Origin of the sequence: Gluconobacter sp. Dm-74 (assembly GCF_018256135.1) — a bacterium.
GTDB classification, from domain to species: Bacteria; Pseudomonadota; Alphaproteobacteria; order Acetobacterales; family Acetobacteraceae; genus Gluconobacter; species Gluconobacter cadivus.
In genome coordinates, this window is sequence record NZ_JAERLX010000003.1 from 445941 (window position 1) to 465423 (window position 19483).

Here is a 19483-nt window from a genome sequence, read left to right on the forward strand (position 1 = left end):
TCAGAACCCCGTCGAAGCGGTGAACAGGGCCGCAAACCCGCCACCGATGAAGTAGCTTGGGGCACTTCCGGCGATGGTAGTGCCATACACGCCGGTTGTGTCTTTCGCATTCATGGTCGGGCTCGCCACGCCGGAAAGATAGTGTTCGTTCGTGATGTTGATGAAGTTCATCCGCAGGGTCGGTTGATGCAGATGGATATGGTCCGAAAAGCGGTAGCCGATGGCGAGATCGCCGGTCGTGTGATCCGAAACGCGCTCGTCGTTCGTGAACGTCGCGTACTGGTGGCCGGTGTAATGCACGGTGGCGACACCGAAGATATGCCCGTCATCGTAGCTCAACCCGGCCGCGGCCTGAAGCGTCGGGCTGCGCACGGCGATGCGGCCACGGGTGCGCAGCAGGTCGCCGCCCGACATCAGGTCGTTGTCGATCGTGGCATGCAGGTACTCGCCTGAGACATAGGGGCTGAAATGATGCCAGGGGCGCAGGCCGATTTCCACGTCCACGCCGCGTGAGGTCTGGCCACCCGCATTCATCGTCGTGCTGACAATGGAGCCGTTCTGGACGGCCTGCGTGGAAACCTGGCGGTTGGTGAAGTTGTAGTTGAACAGCGTCAGGCTACCGATGATCCAGCGCCCCGTGCGGCGGTATCCCAGTTCTTCGGAAATGGAATATTCGTTCCGGACGTCAGCCGATCCGGTTCCGTACATTTCGCCCGAAGAGGGGTCATAGGTGTTGTACAGCGCGCTCTGGTCCGGGGCGCGGAAATTGGTCGTGGCGTTGAAGAAGATCTGGTTTTCCGCGTCAATGCGCCAGCGGACGCCAAGGCGGGGCAGGGGCTCCATGCTGTTGGAACCGACATGATATTGCGGGCCCGGCATGCTGTTCGTGCCATCGCGGCTCATCATGACGGCCTTGAACCCGAGGTCTATGGCCAGATGGTCATGCAGCAGAGACATGTGGTCGCCGATGAACAGCGCGTTGGTCTGTGAAATGGTGTGAAAGCTGCCGCCCAGAAGGCGTTCGCCGTTGGACAGGCGGATCACGTCGCGGCCGTTTTGCGCCCAGATGTCCGGCGCATAGCCGTTGGTCTGGACCGCCGTGAAGGGCTGCTGCTCGTTGTCGTCACCGTAATCGTACCAGTACCCGAGGACGAAATCGTTCCAGTCGGTTTTATAGTGAAGCGCGCTGGTAAAGCCCGAGCGGTAGCTGCGCTGGGTGTAATCCGCGCGGACCACGCCCACGCCGTCCTGCGCGCCGGGGAGGTTCAGCGTGTCCGACAGGGCCTGCGTGCCCTGATAGAGTCCGGTTTCGGACAGGGTGCTTCCGCCCGGCCAGTTGCCATAGGCAAGCTGCGCGTAGGGTGTGACGTCCAGCGTCAGATGGTCGGTCAGGGTCAGATGGACCGGAGCGCCGCCATAAAGTGTGCGCTCTCCGTCCCGCCACAGACGCCAGTAATTTGCGCCGTTTTCCGGATTGCTGCTGTCATAATGGGCCAGCAGGTTGTTCTGGCCTTTGATCCCGTCCGATTTCCATGTGTCCATCGTGGGCTCGGGATACCAGCTTGTGATGGTTGTGTTGAAGGTGCCGATAAGGCTGGCGCGGTTGCCCTGCCCCCATTCCTTGAGAAACTTGAAATCGACATGCTGCTTTTCGTCGCGTCCGGGCCCGCGCCAGTTGTCGGTCGCGCCGTGGGAGTAGGAGACGAAGCCGCGGATTCCAGTATGGGCGATATCGCCGGTGTCGAGGCGGATGAATTCGCGGTTGGTGTTGTAGGATCCGTAAGACACGCTGGCGTCGCCGCCTGCTTTTTTGGCAGGGTCGCGGAAGGTCAGGTTCATTAACCCCCCCGCGGCGTTCAGGACCGGGCTGTCCAGATCGGCCGAGCCCTGCGACAGGGCAATTTCCTGATAGTTCTCACTGTCTGCGAACTGGCTGGGCGTGCCGGAATAGGCGGCCACATCGTTCAGCGGCATGCCTTCGAGCACATAACCGATGGCGCTGTTATCGAGCCCTCGGACGGTGATATCGGTATTGGGAGAAAATCCCATCGGATCGGACGAGGATACATTGGCGCCGGGCAGCATGGACGCGAGCTGAAAGGCCGTGGCCATCGGGGCCTGTTTGGAAATGAAATCCTGACTGACCGTACTGACGGATTTCACGCCGTCCTGCAGATGGATCAGGCCGCCTCCCGGCTGGTTTCCGGGGGCGCTGTCCGCAAGCCGGTGAACGACAATATGTTCGGCTGGTGCCGGGCGCGGTGCAGTCGCGGCCGAAGGAGCGGGTGCTGTGTGATGCGTTGGCGATTTGGTCGTATCGGCCGCGTGGGCGACGGACAGGCAGACCGTGGTGCCGATCAGGGCGGGCAGGATGCCATGATACCGCAGGCGGGGGACCGCAGAGTCTCCGGAGTGTCCGTGGGCCATGATGGAAAACGCCTCGCCTGCAAGCAATGAAAGTTCAGCGCTGGCAGGAAGGGTTCAAGCTGCTGGCTGGCGGGTTCGTGAAAATGCGTCCGGCAGGCAGCGACCACCATCCCTCCGCCAGTGTGAACTGGATCAGGTTCAATGGGTCACTGCGCCCTATGACGGACAAGCGTCATGCCAGCAGAATCTCAGCCCCTTGTCGGGGCTCCCCACGGTGAAACGTCAGCAATCCTCCGGGGACGGAAAATTGTCAATATGAGCAGATTCTGTCAGGGCCGTGCAGGGGAAGTGTTGCAAACAATTTCGAGAGTATTCTTCATTCTTTATTAATAACGACATGTATAGTTTTCAAAAAACATCACGCCAGTGCCTGAACGGGGCGTGAGACCTGAGGTCAATAAAGGCGATCATGCTCAACTGGATTGAAAAAACGGCCTATGTCCGGCAGAAAATCAAGGTGCTGTTTGCGCTTCTTGTTCTGATCGCCGTAGTACAGTTTGCTGTCGAACAGCTTTGCGATCGTCTGTTTGTTCATTACCAGCATGAACAGATGCTGTCGCAGTGCATGGGGCTGCTGTTTCAGGTTGGACTGACACTTCTGATCGCCCGGTTCGCCATTCATGTGATTGCCGTACCGTTCGAGCAGATTACGGCGGCGACGGAGAAGGTCGCGGCTGGTGCTCTCAACATCACCATTCCGTGCCTTCATCACCATGACTGTGCGGGGCGGCTGGCACGCTCTCTCCAGTTGTTCCGGGAGAACAGTCAGAAACAGTTGGCCCTTCAGGAAAATTCGGCGGAAGAAGCGCGCGGTGCGGCGCAGATCCAGAAGGAACTGTCCGGCCGCAGCGAGCGGATTCGCCGTGTGCAGGATGAGACGATCGGAACCATCTGTGCCGGGCTGGAGATTGTGAAGGAAGGTGATCTGACCTTCATGTTCGGCGACGGTTTTCAGGACCGGTTCGAGGAATTCCGGCAGAATTTCAACACGCTCATCCAGATCTATCGGACGGCGATCGCCAAGATTTCCGATGCGACTTCCGTCATCGCTAACGGAACCGCCGAAATCGCCTCCGCTTCAACAGAACTGAGTGGACGGACGGAACGTCAGGCCATTACCCTGGCCCAGTCTGCCGCCTCCATTAACAGCATCACCCAGACGGTCGGCAAAACGGCGCGTTCTGCGGTGAGGGCGCGTGAAACGGCTCTTGAAACGCGGGGGCAGACCGTCGTGGTTTCGGAGATCATGCATTCGGCCAACCGGGCCATGGGCGAAATCCGGACGTCGTCACGACAGGTCGAGAGCATTCTGGGCCTGATTGAGGAAATCGCGTTCCAGACCAATCTTCTGTCGCTGAATGCCGGGATCGAAGCAGCCCGCGCGGGAGAGGCCGGTCAGGGTTTTGACGTTGTGGCCAAGGAAATCCGGGCGCTTGCGCAGCGCTCCGCAAAATCGGCGCAGGATATCCGCAACATCATCACGTCTTCGGGCCGACAAGTGGAAGAGGGTGTCCAACTCGTCGGGGATGCGGACCGCTCGATGAAGGTCATCAGTGAGCATGTGGACGGCATCACGTTGCTGCTTGAAGACATTTCCCGCTCCACGACGGGTGAGGCCGAGAGTCTTGAGACGATCAACAAGGCCATCAACGAAATGGACCAGATGACGCAGCGCAATGCCGCAATGGTGGAAGAGGTCAATGTGGCCTGCCGGAATCTGAGCAACGAGGCGAAGGATCTGTTCGCCGAACTGTCCAAATTCCGTTTCAGCCCGGCACAGGCCGCAGGCAGGAGACCGGGGTCCATACCCCGTGAACTGGTTCCGGCGGGTTTCTGAGGTTTTTTCAGGAAAGTGAAAGACGCATTTTCCTGACATGTCTCGACATCGGAGCCGATATTCCCGACACTGACGCCCATGGTTGTCAGTCCGCTCTTTCTTTCTGCGCTGAATGACGGGGCCTGCCCATGATGGGCGGGGCCTTCCGGTCTCTGGGGCGGCGGAATTACCGCGTCTGGGCCATGGGGGCGCTGGTTTCGAATATCGGAACCTGGATGCAGATGACGACGCAGGACTGGCTGGTCCTGACGGAACTGACACGGCATGACGCAACGGCAGTCGGGATTGTCACGGCGCTTCAGCTTGCGCCGCCGCTTCTCCTGATTTTCTGGACCGGAAAAATCGCCGACAGGGTGGAAAAGCATCGCTTTCTGCTTCTGACACAGGCTGCTCTCGGTACACTGGCCATCGCACTCGGGGCTTTGGTGGTGACGGGGATGGTCAGGTTGTGGGAGGTGGATCTGTTCGCCTTTCTGAGTGGATGTGTTGCGGCATTCGACAGTCCGGTCCGGCAGATTTTTGCGGGTGAACTCGTGGGCGAGGAAGACTTGCCGAATGCGGTGGCGCTCAATTCCGTGTCTTACAATGCAGGCCGCATGATCGGACCTGCGGTCGCCGGGTTCTGCATTGCGGAACTGGGTTCGGGGTGGTCGTTCATCCTCAACGGGTTTTCATTTTACGGCGTGCTGATGTCGCTTCTGTCCCTGCGGGCGCAGGATTTGCACCGTCTTTCGGCCCGAAAGCCGGAAAGCGCGCATCAGGAAAAGCAGGATCTGCTGTCGGGGGTGCGGTATGTCTGGAAGCGCGATGACCTGCGGACCATTCTGTTCATGCTGTTTCTGCTCGGCGCCTTCGGACTGAATTTCCCGATTTATATTTCGACCATGGCCGTCAGTGTCTTTCACGTCGGGGCGCATGGTTACGGGGTGCTTAATTCAGCCATGGCGGTGGGGACGATTACGGGCGCGCTGTTCGCTGCCAGCCGCAGGACCATGAAGTTTTCGGCGCTGCCGCAAGGGGCGGTGGTGTTCAGTCTGGCGTGTCTGCTGGGCGCGCTTTCGCCTGGATACTGGGCTTTTGCGGTCACGCTGGTCATGGCCGGCATGGCGTCCCTCACGTTTACGGCGGTGAGTAACAGCTACATGCAGCTTGCGACCGATCCGGGCATGCGCGGGCGCGTGGTGTCGATCCGTTTTGCGGTTTTCGCGGGGTCCTCGCCGCTGGGGGCGCCGCTGGTTGGGATGGTAGCCAATTCGCTGGGGCCGCGCTGGGCGCTGGGTGTGGGGTCTTTGTCAGGGATTCTGGCGGCAGGGGTGGCGCTGCTTTATCTGCACCGTACACAGACGGATAAGGAAACGGTGTCCTGATGAGGCGCTGGGTTGTGAGCGGGCTGACGTTTGGTGCGGTTCTGCCGGGTCTGTTTCTACTCTGGATGGGATTCGTGGCGTTTCGCGGAGTATCGGCTGTTCCGGAGCGGTCTGAAATGGCGGTTATTTTCGGGACGGCGGTGACTGCGAAAGGCAAGCCCCGCCCAGCGTTGCAGGAACGGTTGCAGGAAGGACTGCGGCTCTGGCGCGCCGGGCTTGTGCGGACTGTCATGGTGAGTGGTGCGATCGAGAGCGGCAATCGTCGCGACGAAGCCCGGATCATGGCGGACTGGTTGATGGTGCGGGGTGTGCCGGAAGCCGCGATCATTGTGGATTCGCACGGGAACAATACCTGGCTGACAGCCCTCCATGTTGCACGCCTGCATCCGCAGGGGGCGGTCGTGGTCACGCAGTGGTTCCATGTTCTGCGGGCGGAATGGGCGCTGGGCCGGGCAGGTGTGTCGGCGGTATCGGGTGCGGCCCCGTCACGGTTCCGGCTGGCGGAGCTTTGGTATCTGTTTCGGGATTCCGTGGCGCTTCCGGTCTACGTCCTGACGAAAGCGCCGCCCGGCTGACTCAGTAGGGAACGCCGATCTGTTCGATGGCGGTGGCGAGCGAGGGCGCCAGAGGCATCATGGGAGCCAGTGTGGACTGATAGGCGTGATACAGATCACCCTTGCCCTTGTAGATCGTTTCGGTGGGTTCGCCTTCGGGGCTGACTTCGTTGAACCAGCTTCCGAAATCCCGGTCGATCAGGGTTGTGTCGATATAGTCCCAGATCGTGCGGTACCAGTGCTCGTAATGGGGGTTTCCGGTTCGCTTGTAGAGGTTGATGGCGGCTGTCAGCGCTTCGGCCTGAGCCCAGTGAATGCGGCTGCGATTGTGGGGCGCGTGCTCCCAGTTGATTGTGTAGAGCATTCCTGGCCGGCCATCGGCGTTCCAACCAGTTTTCATGCCCGTTTCGAACAGTGCCTGCGCGTCATGCAGCATCCAGTCCGGGGCCTCCAGCCCATGACGGAGCAGGGCGGCTTCGAGCTTTAAGGTCAGATGCGCCCATTCCACGAAATGCCCCGGCGTCATGCCATAGGGGCGCAGGTCGTCATTGGGTTTGTTGCTGTGATAATCGCGCATGAGGGTCCAGTCGCGATCGAAATGCTCCGGCATGGCGAAACCCTGCCCGGCAGCCAGTTCATGCACGAAGCGGGTGACGATGCGCCGGGCGCGGTGCAGCCACTTTACGTCTCCGGTGACGTCCGCCAAGGCCATGAAGGCTTCGGTGGAGTGCATGTTGCTGTTTGCACCTCGATAATTTTCCTCGTCCGACCAGTTCGGCGCGAAGCTCTCGCGCATGACGCCTTCGCTTTCGCTCCAGAAATGGGTGTCGATCTGATGGGTGGCGTCTTTGAGCAGTTCGCCTGCGCCCTCCGCTCCGATCAGGACGGCGGAAGAGGCGGCAAGGGCGACGAACGCATGGAGGTAGGCTTGTTTGCGGTCATTGTCCTTGTCCGCGAAATGTTGCCAGCCGCCATGGGCATCATCGCGGAAGTGCGTACGCAGGGCGTGAATACCGTGTGTGACCAGCGGTGCGCTTCCGGGCAGGCCCTGAAGCTCGGCTAAGGCATAGGCATGGACGCAGCGTGCGGTCAGGGTGGCTTCGGGTTTGGCATTTTCGGGGAGGGTGCCTTCCAGATCCAGTCCCGCAAAGCCTCCGTCCACGCATCCACCTTTGCTGAAGTCCAGAAGGCGACGGCCCTGCATCTCCAGCCAGGCCCGGTGTGAGGGGCGGCGGATCCAGCTGTCACGGCTGAGCAGGGTAGGCGAAAGGCGATCGGTCATGAGGCACTCCGGGCAGATCGGCGGATTTGGGCATCAGGACGTTTCAGACGGGCCGGGGTTCCAAAGTGGCGAACACGCAGACATGAACCTCACGAAGATGCGCATCGATGCGGATGTGGCTTGCGTCGCGCGATGGGTTTGCCGATACATGAGTGTATGACTGAGCGTTCTTCGATCATTGTCGCCCCCAGCCTTCTGGCTGCTGACTTTTCCCGCCTCGGGGAAGAGATTGCCTCCATTGCGCGTGCGCCGTGGCTCCATCTTGATGTGATGGACGGGCATTTCGTGCCGAATATCTCGTTCGGCCCTCCGGTGATTGCGGCATTGCGCAAGCATACGGACGCGAAATTCGACGTGCACCTGATGATTGATCCGGTCGATCCGTATCTGGAAGCGACGGCAAAAGCCGGTGCCGACCATATTACGGTCCATGTCGAGAACGCGCCCCATCTGCACCGTTCGCTTCAGACCATCCGCGCGCTGGGATGCCGTCCGGGTGTGGCGATCTGCCCGGCGACGCCTGCCGTGGCGTTGTCGGAAGTTATGGATCTGGTGGACATCATCCTCGTCATGACCGTCAACCCCGGGTTTGGCGGACAGAGCTTCCTCGATAGCCAGCTTGCCAAAATCAGAACGCTGGCGGAAATGATCCGCAAGAGCGGTCGTGAGATCATTCTGGCCGTGGATGGCGGCATAGACCCACGCACGGCGCCGCGCGTTGTCGAAGCCGGTGCGACCATGCTCGTCGCAGGTTCGGCGATTTTCGGAAAAGAGGACCGGGACGCGGCGATCCGGGCGCTTGAAGGACCGTTCGTGGAACAGACGCCCGGATGACAGGCAGTCCCTGGCTTCGCGGTCTGCGTCTCTCTCTTGCCCGTCTGCCGTTTGGCGCGCCTGCCCCTGAAGGGCCGGTGCATGTGTTCCGTGATCCCTGGAAAGGAGATGCGGAGCAGGGTGCGCGCCTGATTGGCGGGAAGTTCCGTTTCGACCGGCACGATTATGTTCTGCCCAGCGGCAACTGGGAGCGGGGCCCTTGGCCTGAACCGGCGCGGGAATGGCTGCATGGGTTCGGCTGGCTGCGGGACCTGCGGACGCTCGGGAGCGACAGGGCACGCCTGACTGCGCGCGGACTCGTTAGTGACTGGCTGGCGCACCCGCCGACCGATCCTCTGGTCCGCGACGCCTGTGTGACGGGATCGCGTCTGGCGTCGTGGCTGTCGAACCATGAGTTCTGTCTGGCATCCGCTGATCCGCGACTTCAGCAGCGTTTGATGGAGCGGATGCTGGTGGAGGGGCGCACCATTGCGGCCCTTCTGCCGCTGCCGCCGCAGGGCGCGCGTGGGTTGATGGCCTTTCGGGGGCTTCTGGCCGCGGCGATGGCGATGCCGGAGCAGACGGGATTCATGTCCCGCTTTCTGCGTTATCTACCGGCGGAGCTGGAGCGCCTCGTTCTCGCGGATGGGACCGTGATTGAGCGTAGTCCTGAGGCGCAATTTCTGGTGGCGCGTGAGCTGGCGGAAATGTCCGTCATGTTCCGCACGGCCCATGCGAGTGTGCCGCCGTTTATCGACCGGGCTCTGGACAAGGTCTGCCCTGTTTTGCGGGCCATGCGGCACGGAGATGGGGGGCTTGCGGTCTTCAACGGGGCGAACGAACGGCACAGTGCGGCGGTGGAGGATGTTCTGGCGCAGGGATCGCGCCAGAAGCTGATCGCGCCTGCCATGCCGCAGGGCCGCTTTACGCGGCTTGCGCTCGGGAAATCGCTGTTGATTGTCGATAGCGGACCACCTGCTCCGGCGGGTTTCGATACAACCGCCCATGCCGGAACGCTGTCTTTCGAGTTCTCGCATCAGCGGCACCGTCTGTTCGTCAATTGCGGCAGTGCCGTGATCGGGGCGTGGCGTGACGCCATGCGGAGCAGTGCAGCCCATACGGTTCTCGTCGCGGATGGTCTGTCGTCCGCGGATTTCGGACCTGATGGCGGTATGACGCGCCGTCCCGTCACTGTCTCCTGCGACCATCAGACGGACGGAAACGCGCACTGGCTGGACCTGTCGCATGACGGTTATCACGCGCCTCTGGGGGCGAAATGGACGCGGCGTCTGTATTTCGGTGCTGATGGTGAGGATCTGCGCGGGCAGGAACTGATCGACGGCGAACGCAACATTGATTTCGCCATCCGTTTTCATATCCACCCGGATGTGACGGTGACGCAGGATGACGAGGACATCATTCTTCAGGTCGGCGGGACGATCTGGCGTTTCAGGCAGCGCGACGGTGTCGTACGTCTGGAAAACGACGTGTATCTGGGGCGTGGAGAACGCGAAACCTGCCGCCAGATCATCATTACGCCGCAGTCGGTTGCCGAGGTTGCGGCCCCGCCTGAGGGCGACAGCACTCCCGAGTCTGAAAAACCCGCAGCGCAGAAGCCGGTCAAACGGACCCATCAGAGCGTGACATGGTTGCTCGAACGTATTCCGGAATAAGCCGTTTTGTGTCCAGGGTGTCGGCGTGAAGATCCTTGAAATCACGAATGTGGATTTTGCACTCAGGCAGTTTCTGCTGCCGCTGATGCGGGAACTGCGCGAGGCCGGGCATGATGTTCAGGGGGCCTGCGCCGAAGGGAGCCACCTAGATGTCGTACGGGCCGAGGGCTTTACGGTGCATGCTGTGCCCATGGCGCGATCGCTGTCGCCGGTTGCCCAGTATCGCGCTTTTGTCGCGCTGCTGCGTCTGATCCGACGTGAAAAGCCGGATCTGGTGCATGGCCATATGCCCATCAGCGGCATTCTGGCGCGGTTTGCCGCCCGGCTCTGTGGGGTGCGGATCGTGGCCTATACCTGTCACGGCTTTCTGTTCAACCAGCCGGGATCATGGCGCCGTCGGATGCTGTCCCTGATGCTGGAATGGGCGGCGGGACGCATGACGGATCTGTATATGACCGTTTCGCGCGAGGAAGCGCGGGATGCGCGTCGGCTGCATCTGAACCGCAACCCTATTGCCATCGGCAACGGTCGGAACCCGGAACGCTTTCATCCCGATCCGACCGTCCGGGCCAAGATACGCGAGGCGCTTGGGGTTCCGCAGGATCGACCGGTGGTTATCGTGGTGTCGCGTCTGGTGCGGCACAAGGGGCATCCCGAGTTGCTGCGGGCGATGGAAGATGTTCCGGATGCCGAACTCTGGGTCGTTGGCGAGCGTCTGCCTTCGGATCATGGGGCGGATCTGACGGCGCCGTTCGAACGCGCAGGGGAGCGTCTGGGGCCACGTCTGCGGATGCTTGGATATCGGGAGGATGTGGCCGAGCTTCTGATGGCAGCGGATATTTTCGCGTTGCCCAGCCATTTTGAAGGTCTGCCCATGTCGGTCATCGAAGCGATGCTGACGGGGCTGCCGGTCGTGGCGACGAATGTTCGCGGGCCCAGAGAGCAGGTTGTGGACAGGGTAACCGGATTTCTGGTGCCGCCGGGGCTTTCTGCTCCGCTTGCCCGCGCCCTGCGTCTTCTGGTGCAGGACGCGGCGTTGCGAGAAGCCATGGGTAAAGCCGCAAGATGGCTGGCGCTGGAGACTTATGACGAGCGTCGTATTCTCCGGCATGTCGTGGCTCTGATGGAAAAGACGGCGTCCGGGCATACTCTGGACGGTCAGAGAGCCTGAGACTATTTTGTTTTTATAATTCTCTTCGATGAATACTTGAGAATCATCTTTTTAAATCACGATCAGATATTGGTATTACTATCAGGACTAAAATACTCTGGTTATGATGACTTCGATTCTCCCGTAAACTTGTCTTTTGTTTTTATGTTGTTTTCATGAGACTGTGACCACACGCGTTGATTGAAGGCAAAGGTATTCCCATGAAGGTCGGTCTGTTTGTTCCCTGTTATGTGGACATGTTTCATCCCGAAACAGGAATTGCGACTCTGGAACTGCTGGAACGTTTCGGACTGTCCGTTGAATATCCGGTCGATCAGACATGCTGCGGCCAGCCCATGACCAATACCGGCTGCGAGCGCGAGGCCGCCAAGACGGAAGAGTTATTCGTCCGCAATTTCGGGAAATACGACTATATCGTCACGCCGTCCGGAAGCTGCACCAATCAGGTGCGCAACAACATGACGGCCATCGAACAGACCGATGCCGTCAAACATGTCCGCAGCCGCACCTATGAACTGGTTGAGTTCCTGCACGACGTTCTCAAGGTCGATGCGTTTCCCTGGGCCGAGTTTCCGCATCGTGTTGCCTTGCACAATAATTGCAACACGCTGCGGAACCTACGGATCGCCAGCATGAGCGAGCGGCGAGAAGAGTCCTTTTCCAAGCCGAAGGCGCTGCTGGGGATGGTCAAGGGCATTGAATTCGCCGATCTGACGCGCCCTGACGAATGCTGCGGTTTTGGCGGAACGTTCTCGGTATTCGAGGAAGGCGTCTCGGCCAAGATGGGTCAGGACAAGGTCACGGACCAGCTGAAGTCCGGGGCGGAATATGTCACGTCCTCCGACAGTTCCTGCATGATGCATCAGGAAGGCTGTGCGCGACGGATGGGTGCCAATCTCAAATATATCCACATCGCCCAGATCCTGAATGGAGCACGCGCATGACCGCCGAACTGCATGAAGAGCTGACGGACCCGCATGGCGAGCAGCTTGATCACGGCGCCGCTTCGTCCCGGCCTCTGAAATCCCGGATTTCGGAACCCCAGCCGCGGGGCGCAAAAATCCGTGGTAACCGGCCCGTTGACCAGTCCGAAGCCGCGAACCGTTTCATGGCCGCGACCGAACATGAAGCCATGCATGACGCGCGCCTGTGGGATTTGCGCCAGAAACGCGACAAGGAAATGCATGGGATTGAGGAATGGGAAGAGCTCCGCAACCTCGCCTCTGGCATCAAGGAACACACGCTTTCAAAGCTCGATTACTATCTCGAACTGTTCGAGAAAAACGCGACGGCCAACGGGATCAAGGTTCACTGGGCGAAGGACGGGGCCGAGCATAACGCCATTGTTCTGGAGATCCTGCGGAGCAGGGGCGTCGAACGGCTGATCAAGAGCAAGTCCATGCTGACGGAAGAATGTGGCTTCCGGGAGTTCATGGCCCACAATAATGTCGAGGTCATTGAAACGGATCTTGGCGAACGCATCCAGCAGCTTGATGATGAAGCGCCGAGCCATGTGGTGGTTCCGGCCGTGCATAAGCTGCGCACCGATGTCGCCAGCGTTTTTGCCAAAACGATCGGCTCCGACCCTGACAATGCCGATGCGCACTACCTGACGGAATGTCAGCGCGAGGCCACGCGCCCGCTGATCCTCTCGGCGCAGGCAGGGATGACGGGCGGTAATTTCGTGGTTGCGGAAACGGGGACGTTCGTTGTCTGCACCAATGAGGGCAATGCGGATCTGTCAGCCAATACGCCGCCGCTGCATATCGCGTCCATCGGGATCGAGAAGCTCATTCCCGGCCTGAATGAGTTGCCCGTCTTTATTCGGCTGCTGTCGCGGAGCGCTCTGGGGTCCCCAATTACGCAGTATACGTCGCATTTTCGCGGCCCGCGTGAGGGTGGCGAGATGCATGTCGTGCTCGTGGATAATGGGCGTTCCGAGCGTCTGGGAATGGAAAAGTTCTGGCCGGGGCTGAAATGCATCCGCTGTGGCGCCTGCATGAACACCTGCCCGGTTTTCCGGCGCAGCGGTGGTCTGAGTTATGGCGCGACTTACGCCGGGCCGATCGGGCTGATTATCGATCCGACCTTTAACGTCCATAAATATCGCAACCTGCCGTACTCCTCGACGATGAACGGGAGCTGCACCAATGTCTGTCCGGTGAAGATCAATATTCACGAACAGATTGCGGACTGGCGCAAGACGCTGGCGGGCGAGGGGGAAATCTCCCCGGTCAAGAAGGTCATGATGAAGGCGGCGGGCGAGGTTCTGGCGTCGCCTGTGGTCTATCGGGCGAGTTTGCCTCTGGGGCGGAGCGCGCTGCGGCATCTGCCGCATTTCATGCTGTACAACAAGCTCAATACCTGGGGCCGCAAGCGCGACATTCCCGAAACGCCCAAGCAGACGTTCAATGAGTGGTACCGCAAGAACCGGAAGTCGCAGGAAAAGTCGCAGGGCGAGGGAGAAAACTCATGAGCGGCTCACGCGACGCCATTCTGGGCGCAATCCGAAACAATCATATTCAGGGCGAGCATCCCCGTCCTGCCGTGCCGCTGTTTGATCAGGCAGCCCCAGCCGATCTGAAGGTTCTGTTCCAGAAGTCTCTGGAGCGCATGGGCGGGAAAATGCTCATCCCGGATGCGGCTGACCCGATGGCGCCCGTGCGGCAGGCCATCGTTAAGCCTGGGCCTGTCGTGTCCTGCGTGCCGGAGTTTGAGGGGGATATGAAAATCACGCCCCAGACCAAGCCCACGGATATCGCGCCGGTCGAATACGCCGTTCTGCGCGCGGCATTCGGCGTAGCGGAGACCGGGTCGCTATGTTTCACGGAAAAGCAGCTTCATGTGAACACGACGGGCTTTCTGCCGCAGCATCTGATCGTCCTGCTGGACCCCGCCCAGATCGTTTACAATCTGCACAATGCCTATCAGCGTCCGGAATGGTTGCAGGCCCATTATGCCGTGTTCCAGAGCGGCCCGTCAGCGACGGCGGATATCGAGGGTGTTCTGGTGCATGGTGCTCAGGGGGTGCGGTCTCTGAGCGTTCTGCTTCAGCCCTGATAAAACGGCAGGCCGCTTACAGCCAGCCGTTCGCGCGGGCGATGCGGCCGGCTTCTATGCGGTTCCGAGCGTCCAGCTTCTGGACGATTTCCGAGAAATAGTTGCGGACTGTTCCTGAAGACAGGGACAGTTCTTCCGCAATTTCACGGTTCGTGCGTCCGGCTTCGGCCAGACGGAGCATGGTGCGTTCGCGTTCGGAAAGCGGATCGGGCAGAGCGTCCCAGACGGCTTCCGCCAGATCGGGCGCAATCGCGCGCCCACCCGCGGCGACTTTGCGGATGGCGGCGGCAAGCTGCGTGATGGGGGCGTCCTTGAGCATGTAGCCGCGCACTCCCGCCTGAAGCGCGCGCCGCAGATAGCCGGAGCGTCCAAAGGTCGTGACGATCATGACGCGGCTGGGAAGATTTTCCTGAAGGATTTTCTCGGCAAGTTCGATGCCCGTGACATGGGGCATTTCGATGTCGGTCAGGACCACATCGGGGCGGTGCTCGCGGATCAGATCGAGCGCTTCGCGCCCGTCCGTGGCGCGTCCGACGATCTGGATATCGTCTTCAAGATGCAGCAAGGCCTCGAAGGCATCGAGGAGCATGGTCTGGTCTTCGGCAAGGATGAGTCGGATCATGGCAGAGTCGTCGCAGTCAGTGTGAAACCCCGGGGGCGGGGAGAGATGGTCAGGGTGCCGCCCGAGGCGGCCAATCTGGCGCGCATACCGCGCAGACCGTTGCCTTCGATGATGGTCCGGGCGGGTTGCGCGGCTTGAAGCGGACCGTCGTCTTCGAGGGTGAAGGTGTGGATATGTCCGCTGGCGTCGTACAGGAAAGTCAGGGTGCAGGTTCGGGCGTCAGAGTGGCGGATGACGTTCGTAACGGCTTCGCGCAGGGCGAGGGCGAGCACACTGTTTGGTGGGGCGTCGGCAGGAGGCTCGCGGCCTTCGAGAACGAGCGTGATGCCTGTCGTGTGCAGGGCTTTGCGGGCCCGTTCCAGTTCGCGCAGGAGAGACGCCCCGTTCATGCCGGACACAGCCTCGCGGACTTCGCGCAGGGACGTGCGGGCGATCTGGCTGATTTCGTTGATTTCCTGCCGGGCGCGGGGCGGATCGGCCGTGAACAGACGTTCAGAGAGTTCGGCCTTGACGGAAATAACGGTCAGGGAATGGCCCAGAAGATCATGCAGGTCACGGGCGATGCGTTCGCGCTCGGCGGTTGTAGCGAGCGCACGGATTTCGTTCTGGGCTTCGCGCAGTTCGAAATTGCGGATACCGAGCTGCCACTGCACCAGCGTGCCCATATAGGTGATGATGCTGAAAAAGGCGCCGGGAATGACTTCAAGCGTAGTTTTGTGTCGGAAATGGCCGGAGATGATGAGCACGACCTGTAACAGGATGACCATCGTGATGGACTGTCGCCTTTCGGGCAGGCGCGCGCACATTCCGGCGGCGAAAATACAGTAGACTTCCCAGTCGCCGTGCGTCCATGCGCAGGCATGGCCGATCAGATCGGTGAGGATGATTTCGCCATAGCCGTAATAGCGGTCTTTGCGGTAGGGCGCGAAATAGACCAGCAGGAACAGCAGCATGGCCGCTGCCGAAAACAGAACGCCCGGCAGCGTGGGGCGGTGATAGCCCAGCAGCCAAGGAACTGGATAAAACAGCAGGTAGCTCAGATAGGCCACCAGATAATGATTGAAGTGCGGCCAGGGCGTTTTACGATCCGCCAGATGGCGGGAGAGGGAATCTGCGGCCATCAGGTGAGGGTAATGGAGGCCGGTTCGCCAGGCAGGAACAGGCCGGACCGCCACAGTCGTACCGCGCTGCCAACCCATATGGCGAGGGCCGTGCCGAAACCTGCGACTTCCAGATGGTGCGGTTCGGGCAGAAGCATGGAAAGGCCCGAAATCAGGACGATGGCGCCGCCCATGAACACATGCACCGGTTCTTGCAGGGCGCGGCCCAACGGGACGTAGGACAGGCCGATGATGGCTCCGAGCATCGGATAGAACAGGTCCAGCCGGTGATGGGAATGGGTCCATGATGCGGCGGCAAAAATCCCTACGAAACGCAGGATTTTGATACGGCGCGTCAGTTTCGGGTCAACAGAGATTTCGGGGCGTCGCAGGATGAGGTCGCGGCGGGCGAAGCCGAGGACGAGAAGGATCGTCGGGATGGCGACGAGGGCGACGGTCAAGGCTATGGGCAGTTTGCCCGCCTGTGCGCCGCGCGCAGCCCAGACGGCGGCGAAGGCCAGACCTGCGCAGTCAGTCAGCAGGCCACGCCAGTTTTTGCGTTCCGTCATCATCCGCGCTGCGTCTCCGTTGGGGGCAACCTGCGTCGAGGATGCCCGTTCCGGAGGAGAAAAAACAGGGTGCAGTGTCAGGAGTCGCGGATGACATCAGTCATGACGGATGTCAGACCGGACGGAGCAGGATGTGCTTCTTCTTGCCGGACGACACTTTCAGAACACCGTCGCGCAGGTCATCGAGCGTGAAGGTCTGGTTCTCGTCCGAGACCACCACGTCATTAACGCGGCCGCCGCCGCCGCGGATCAGGCGGCGGGCTTCTCCGCCACTTGCGGCCAATCCGGCCTCCTGAAAGACGCGGAATGCGGGCAGACCTTCAGCGATCAGAGTGGCAGGCAGGTCGATTTCTGGCAGGGCAGCCTGAGTGGAGCCCTGTTCGAAGACGCGGCGTGCCGTTTCGGCGGCGTCTTCAGCCGCCGCGCGACCGTGGCAGATGGCGGTGGCTTCGGTGGCGAGGATCTTCTTGGCCTCGTTGATGTCCGCGCCTTCGAGCGCCCCAAGCCGTTCGCACTCCTCGACGGGAAGATCTGTGAAGAGCTTGAGGAAACGGCCGACATCGGCGTCTTCGGTGTTGCGCCAGAACTGCCAGTATTCGAATGCGGGCAGACGCTCGGCCCGAACCCATGTCGCGCCGTTGGCGGACTTGCCCATTTTCGCGCCCGAGGACGTGGTGACGAGTGGCGTAGTCAGACCGAAGATCTGTTTTCCGTCCGTCCGGCGGGCCAGATCAATCCCGGAGACGATGTTGCCCCACTGGTCCGAGCCGCCCATCTGAAGGATGGCGCCATGGCGGCGGTTCAGTTCGCGGAAATCGTAGGACTGGAGGATGGAGTAATTGAACTCCAGAAATGTCAGGCCCTGTTCCCGCTCCAGACGCTGCTTCACGCTGTCGAAAGCGAGCATCCGGCTGATGGAGAAATGGACGCCTACGTCTTGCAGCAGGTCAATGTAGGACAGTTTGTCCAGCCATTCGGCGTTGTTGGCGAGGATGGCGCCGCTGGACGGGTCTTCATCGCTGAAGGTGATGAACTGGCGCAGGGATTTCTCGATCCCGGCGATGTTGTGCGCGATCGTTTCGCCCGTCATGAGGGAGCGGGCTTCGTCGCGGAAGGATGGATCGCCGATTTTGGCTGTGCCGCCGCCCATCAGGGCGATCGGGCGATGGCCATGTTTCTGGAGCAGGCGCAGCGCCATGATGGAGAGCGCATTGCCGACATGCAGGGAGTCCGCTGTCGGATCGAAACCCACATAGGCGGTGATCGGTCCGGCCAGCAGGGCCTCGTCGAGGGCGTCGAGGTCGGTGCACTGGAAGATCAGGCCGCGGGCCTGGGCTTCGAGGAGGAACGGACTCTTTGGCATGGGTCGGTCTTGCTACGCTGCTGCTGAAAAGAAGGGACACGGATCCTAGCATGACCGGCGCGGGAGCGGAAATTTCGGCGTTTGACAGGGATTTGTGGAGCCGGAATCAAAAAGGCTCTCCGCGAAGGAGAGCCTTTTTGAAAGTGTCTGTCGGGATGTTTGTCCCGGATCAGTCTGCGGCCAGAGCCAGTGCCTTGCGGCCACGCATCGTGTTGACGTGGTCTTCCAGAGCCTCGCCGACGCGGTCGGCCTGTTTGGCGAAGATATGGTCGGCGTCGTCGAAGATACGGTAATCGACGGTGACGTTCTTCTGGGTGTTCAGCTTGTCCACCAGTTTCCGGATGCCGGGCTCGGGCGCCATTTCGTCCTTGCCGCCAGCGATCATGAGGCCGCCGCACGGGCAGGGGGCCAGAAAGCCGAAATCGTAGTCGTTGGCCGGGGGGGCCACGCTGATCCAGCCGCTGATTTCAGGGCGACGCATCAGAAGCTGCATGCCGACGAACGCGCCGAAGGAATAGCCCGAAATCCACAATTCGCTGGAGTTCGGATTGACCATCTGCATCCAGTCAAGGGCGGCGGCCGCATCGGAAATTTCGCCAATACCGCCGTCATAACGGCCCTGGGAGCGGCCAACACCACGCGAATTGTAGCGCATGACCGAGAAGCCCATTTTCTCGAAGCTGCGATACATCGTGTAGGTGATGCGGTTATTCATGGTGCCGCCGTGGAGCGGATGGGGATGCAGCACCAGGGCGAGCGGAGCGTTGGGTTCGCTGGAGTGGTGGTAACGACCCTCAAGCCGGCCGTCTGGGCCGGCGAACATCACTTCAGGCATAATACTCTCGCGCTGTGTCAGGCAGGATTGGAACTCTGCCGTCCGGTGGTGCTGTGTATACCGATTCGCAAAAGCCGATTTCCACCAAAATCGACATGCCATTGCGATTTCCGCCTGTTTGCCCAATCTGGAAAACATGATGACTGCGCTGAAAACCGTTCCCGCGACGACCTATCTGGACGCCAATGCCACCGAGCCGCTTCGCCCCTCTGCGCGGGACGCTGCGCTGGAGGGGATGATGCTGTCTGGAAACCCGTCTTCGGTTCATGCTGAAGGGCGGGAGGCGCGCCGCTTCCTTGAAGACGCTCGCAGCCGGATGGCAGCGGGTTTCGGGCGGATTTCCGGCGCTTGCGTGTTCACGTCCGGGGCGACGGAAGCCGATGCGATGGCGGTTCATGCTTTCGGGCAGGGGCGTCGGATTTTTGTTGGGGCTACGGAACATAATGCTGTTCTCAAGGCTACGCCGGACGCTGAGATTCTGCCCGTAAACAAGGATGGAATTCTGGATGTGGAACACCTCCGCGCACGGCTGCGGGAGAGTGGTCCGGCACTGGTCTGTGTGATGTCCGCCAATAACGAGACGGGGGTGCTTTCGCCGCTGGAGGATGTGCTGGCGGTGTGTCGCGACTCGGGTGCGCATCTGCATGTGGATGCTGTGCAGAGCGCGGGACGGGTGCCGTTCGCGCTGGGCGGGTGCAGTGTTGCGGTGTCGGGGCACAAGATGGGTGGCCCGAAAGGGGCGGGCGCGCTGCTGCTGGCGGAAGACGAGCCTATGGACGCTCTTGTGGCGGGGGGTGGTCAGGAGCGGGG

17 protein-coding genes and 1 riboswitch are annotated in these 19483 nt (G+C 60.8%); of the genes, 10 read left to right on the forward strand and 7 right to left on the reverse strand.

Annotation, left to right across the window (positions count from 1 at the left end; genetic code table 11):
- On the reverse strand, window positions 1–2427 hold the full coding sequence (locus tag JK208_RS07570; RefSeq protein ID WP_211575203.1) for a TonB-dependent receptor: 2427 nt from the start codon (window positions 2425–2427) through the stop codon (window positions 1–3).
- Window positions 2428–2519: 92 nt separating this feature from the next.
- Window positions 2520–2649: riboswitch (TPP riboswitch) on the reverse strand.
- Window positions 2650–2836: 187 nt separating this feature from the next.
- Between JK208_RS07570 and JK208_RS07575 the strand changes: the two genes are divergently transcribed.
- The 3 genes from JK208_RS07575 to JK208_RS07585 all read left to right on the forward strand — a co-directional run bounded on the left by JK208_RS07575 (window position 2837) and on the right by JK208_RS07585 (window position 6206).
- Window positions 2837–4264, forward strand: coding sequence for a methyl-accepting chemotaxis protein (locus tag JK208_RS07575; RefSeq protein WP_211575204.1), 1428 nt, complete (start codon window positions 2837–2839; stop codon window positions 4262–4264).
- Between the two features lie 128 nt (window positions 4265–4392).
- Window positions 4393–5631, forward strand: coding sequence for an MFS transporter (locus tag JK208_RS07580; RefSeq protein WP_211575205.1), 1239 nt, complete (start codon window positions 4393–4395; stop codon window positions 5629–5631).
- A complete protein-coding gene (locus JK208_RS07585) occupies window positions 5631–6206 on the forward strand; it encodes a YdcF family protein (RefSeq protein WP_211575206.1) in 576 nt (191 codons plus the stop codon). Before JK208_RS07580 ends, JK208_RS07585 begins: the two co-directional genes overlap by 1 nt.
- A 1-nt stretch (window position 6207) precedes the next feature.
- Here the strand turns inward: JK208_RS07585 and JK208_RS07590 are convergent, their stop codons facing one another.
- Window positions 6208–7467: an AGE family epimerase/isomerase gene (locus JK208_RS07590; protein WP_211575207.1), complete on the reverse strand. Its 1260-nt coding sequence runs from the start codon at window positions 7465–7467 to the stop codon at window positions 6208–6210.
- Between the two features lie 156 nt (window positions 7468–7623).
- Here JK208_RS07590 and rpe point away from each other — a divergent pair, with 156 nt between their 5' ends.
- The 6 genes from rpe (at window position 7624) to JK208_RS07620 (ending at window position 14184) form a co-directional block, all read left to right on the forward strand.
- Window positions 7624–8301: a ribulose-phosphate 3-epimerase gene (rpe, locus tag JK208_RS07595; protein ID WP_099285643.1), complete on the forward strand. Its 678-nt coding sequence runs from the start codon at window positions 7624–7626 to the stop codon at window positions 8299–8301.
- Window positions 8298–9953, forward strand: coding sequence for a heparinase II/III family protein (locus JK208_RS07600; RefSeq protein ID WP_211575208.1), 1656 nt, complete (start codon window positions 8298–8300; stop codon window positions 9951–9953). The genes rpe and JK208_RS07600 overlap by 4 nt, the downstream gene beginning before the upstream one ends.
- 25 nt (window positions 9954–9978) lie before the next feature.
- Window positions 9979–11124, forward strand: a complete 1146-nt coding sequence (locus JK208_RS07605; protein ID WP_211575209.1) for a glycosyltransferase family 4 protein — start codon at window positions 9979–9981, stop codon at window positions 11122–11124.
- A gap of 200 nt (window positions 11125–11324) precedes the next feature.
- Complete coding sequence (locus JK208_RS07610) at window positions 11325–12068, forward strand: (Fe-S)-binding protein (RefSeq protein ID WP_211575210.1); 744 nt, start codon at window positions 11325–11327, stop codon at window positions 12066–12068.
- Window positions 12065–13600, forward strand: a complete 1536-nt coding sequence (locus tag JK208_RS07615; RefSeq protein WP_211575211.1) for a lactate utilization protein B — start codon at window positions 12065–12067, stop codon at window positions 13598–13600. The genes JK208_RS07610 and JK208_RS07615 overlap by 4 nt, the downstream gene beginning before the upstream one ends.
- Window positions 13597–14184: an LUD domain-containing protein gene (locus JK208_RS07620; protein ID WP_211575212.1), complete on the forward strand. Its 588-nt coding sequence runs from the start codon at window positions 13597–13599 to the stop codon at window positions 14182–14184. Before JK208_RS07615 ends, JK208_RS07620 begins: the two co-directional genes overlap by 4 nt.
- A gap of 16 nt (window positions 14185–14200) precedes the next feature.
- On the opposite strand, the gene JK208_RS07625 is transcribed toward JK208_RS07620, so the two are convergent.
- The 5 genes from JK208_RS07625 to JK208_RS07645 form a co-directional block, all read right to left on the reverse strand.
- Entirely contained in the window at window positions 14201–14806 is a 606-nt protein-coding gene (locus JK208_RS07625; protein WP_062028613.1) for a response regulator transcription factor, read from the reverse strand.
- Window positions 14803–16005, reverse strand: coding sequence for a sensor histidine kinase (locus tag JK208_RS07630; protein ID WP_249201996.1), 1203 nt, complete (start codon window positions 16003–16005; stop codon window positions 14803–14805). The genes JK208_RS07625 and JK208_RS07630 overlap by 4 nt, the downstream gene beginning before the upstream one ends.
- Window positions 15927–16478, reverse strand: coding sequence for a hypothetical protein (locus tag JK208_RS07635; protein ID WP_211575213.1), 552 nt, complete (start codon window positions 16476–16478; stop codon window positions 15927–15929). Before JK208_RS07635 ends, JK208_RS07630 begins: the two co-directional genes overlap by 79 nt.
- A 109-nt stretch (window positions 16479–16587) precedes the next feature.
- Entirely contained in the window at window positions 16588–17838 is a 1251-nt protein-coding gene (gene tyrS, locus JK208_RS07640) for a tyrosine--tRNA ligase (RefSeq protein ID WP_211575214.1), read from the reverse strand.
- A 169-nt stretch (window positions 17839–18007) separates the two neighbouring features.
- A complete protein-coding gene (locus tag JK208_RS07645; protein ID WP_194261353.1) occupies window positions 18008–18673 on the reverse strand; it encodes an alpha/beta hydrolase in 666 nt (221 codons plus the stop codon).
- 136 nt (window positions 18674–18809) lie between these two features.
- Here JK208_RS07645 and JK208_RS07650 point away from each other — a divergent pair.
- Window positions 18810–19483: cysteine desulfurase family protein (locus JK208_RS07650; protein WP_249201998.1), on the forward strand; the 674-nt coding region annotated here is incomplete at its 3' end.

Excerpts from the sequence above, each read along its gene's own strand:
- JK208_RS07570 (WP_211575203.1), bottom strand. The coding sequence starts at position 2,427 with ATGGCCCACGGACACTCCGGAGACTCTGCGGTCCCCCGCCTGCGGTAT.
- JK208_RS07575 (WP_211575204.1), top strand. The coding sequence starts at position 2,837 with ATGCTCAACTGGATTGAAAAAACGGCCTATGTCCGGCAGAAAATCAAG.
- JK208_RS07580 (WP_211575205.1), top strand. The coding sequence starts at position 4,393 with ATGATGGGCGGGGCCTTCCGGTCTCTGGGGCGGCGGAATTACCGCGTC.
- JK208_RS07585 (WP_211575206.1), top strand. The coding sequence starts at position 5,631 with ATGAGGCGCTGGGTTGTGAGCGGGCTGACGTTTGGTGCGGTTCTGCCG.
- JK208_RS07590 (WP_211575207.1), bottom strand. The coding sequence starts at position 7,467 with ATGACCGATCGCCTTTCGCCTACCCTGCTCAGCCGTGACAGCTGGATC.
- rpe (WP_099285643.1), top strand. The coding sequence starts at position 7,624 with ATGACTGAGCGTTCTTCGATCATTGTCGCCCCCAGCCTTCTGGCTGCT.
- JK208_RS07600 (WP_211575208.1), top strand. The coding sequence starts at position 8,298 with ATGACAGGCAGTCCCTGGCTTCGCGGTCTGCGTCTCTCTCTTGCCCGT.
- JK208_RS07610 (WP_211575210.1), top strand. The coding sequence starts at position 11,325 with ATGAAGGTCGGTCTGTTTGTTCCCTGTTATGTGGACATGTTTCATCCC.
- JK208_RS07615 (WP_211575211.1), top strand. The coding sequence starts at position 12,065 with ATGACCGCCGAACTGCATGAAGAGCTGACGGACCCGCATGGCGAGCAG.
- JK208_RS07620 (WP_211575212.1), top strand. The coding sequence starts at position 13,597 with ATGAGCGGCTCACGCGACGCCATTCTGGGCGCAATCCGAAACAATCAT.
- JK208_RS07625 (WP_062028613.1), bottom strand. The coding sequence starts at position 14,806 with ATGATCCGACTCATCCTTGCCGAAGACCAGACCATGCTCCTCGATGCC.
- JK208_RS07630 (WP_249201996.1), bottom strand. The coding sequence starts at position 16,005 with ATGGGTTGGCAGCGCGGTACGACTGTGGCGGTCCGGCCTGTTCCTGCC.
- JK208_RS07635 (WP_211575213.1), bottom strand. The coding sequence starts at position 16,478 with ATGATGACGGAACGCAAAAACTGGCGTGGCCTGCTGACTGACTGCGCA.
- tyrS (WP_211575214.1), bottom strand. The coding sequence starts at position 17,838 with ATGCCAAAGAGTCCGTTCCTCCTCGAAGCCCAGGCCCGCGGCCTGATC.
- JK208_RS07645 (WP_194261353.1), bottom strand. The coding sequence starts at position 18,673 with ATGCCTGAAGTGATGTTCGCCGGCCCAGACGGCCGGCTTGAGGGTCGT.